Source organism: Bacteroides sp. 2_2_4 (assembly GCF_000157055.1).
GTDB lineage: Bacteria > Bacteroidota > Bacteroidia > Bacteroidales > Bacteroidaceae > Bacteroides > Bacteroides ovatus.
This window is the reverse complement of the sequence record NZ_EQ973397.1, coordinates 1-1,373: the sequence shown is the minus strand read 5'-3', so window position 1 is coordinate 1,373 and position 1,373 is coordinate 1. Positions and strand designations below refer to the sequence as shown.

Here is a 1,373-nt window from a genome sequence, read left to right as displayed (position 1 = left end):
AATTATAATTGGACTATCAGCTATTCTCTATTTTACAGGTTGTTATAACAGGGAACAGACCCCTCGCCTTAGTGAGGCTGAAAAGCTAATGCAGAACAACCCGGATAGTGCATTAGCAATACTACAAAAACTCAAACCAGAAGGCAACCGGGCTGAACAGGCCAGATATGCATTGCTCTATTCCGAAGCTTTGGAAAAAAACAAATGAAAGTTACTGACGATTCATTGATCCGCCAGGCTTGGCAATATTATAAACATTACCCCAAAGATTTACGTCACCAGTGTAAAACTCTATATTATTGGGGAAGAATTAAATTACGCACAGGTGATAAACCGGGAGCATTACGTCTTTTTCTCAAAATAGAAAGAGAAACTGACAGATACCGATGAATCTTATTACAAAGGGCTTTTATACAGACAGATCGGTGAAGTATATTATAAACAAATGAACTACAGCCGGGCATATCATTATTTCCACGAAGCCAGAAATAATTTCCGCCAATCGGGTGATATCCAGGAGGAGACAAAGGCAACCCTTGACATGGCAGCCGCTACTTTTCACTCAAAAGATATAGAAAAAGCAATAAGGCTGTATTCGGCGGCTCTTGACTTGGCCGATGAACATAATAACAGTAATCTGATAGAAGTCAGCCTTACTAATCTTGCATCACTATATGTGATATCCAAACGGCATATATCCAATGACCTGTTACAGCGAATCGAACTTTCCGCCCGACAGGATACGGTATATGGATATCACACATTGACAGATGTAAGTCTTTTGAAGAATCATATAGACAGTGCACGGTATTATCTGGAGCTTGCAAAGGCGCACACTACTGATATTTGCGACATGGCAGAACTACAATACACTGCATACCATATCGAAGCGCAGGCTAAAAATTTTGAAAAAGCAACGGACAATGTACATCGCTATATCTACTTGAACGATTCAATAATGCGCTCAAACATGCAATTCTCCGCCGGTATGGTCGAGCGGGACTATTTTAAAGAGCGAACAAAATTCGCCCAATACAGAATGAAAAACCGGACTGTCTGGGAAATAGCTATAGCAGCCGCTACCTTTTTTATTATTGGAATTGCCTGGTATATCGTCCGCCAACGTTTACGCATGCAACGTGATCGTACCAACCATTATTTGTTATTGACAGAGAAAGCCAATTCCGAGTACAAGGCTCTTACTGAACGCGTGAAAAAACAGCAGACTACGGAAAGTTATTTAAGAGGATTGGCTGCTTCACGCTTTGACATTGTCGATAAACTTGGAAAGACCTACTATGAACGTGAAAATACAACATCGCAACAGTCAGTCATATTTAATGAAGTAAAGCAGATAATTACAGATTTTGCAG

The 1,373-nt window shown here is 40.3% G+C and carries 1 pseudogene; it reads left to right on the top strand.

Going from position 1 to position 1,373, the window contains the following annotated elements:
* Position 1 precedes the first annotated feature (1 nt).
* A pseudogene (locus BSCG_RS00120) lies at positions 2–1,373 on the top strand (tetratricopeptide repeat protein); the annotation flags it as partial.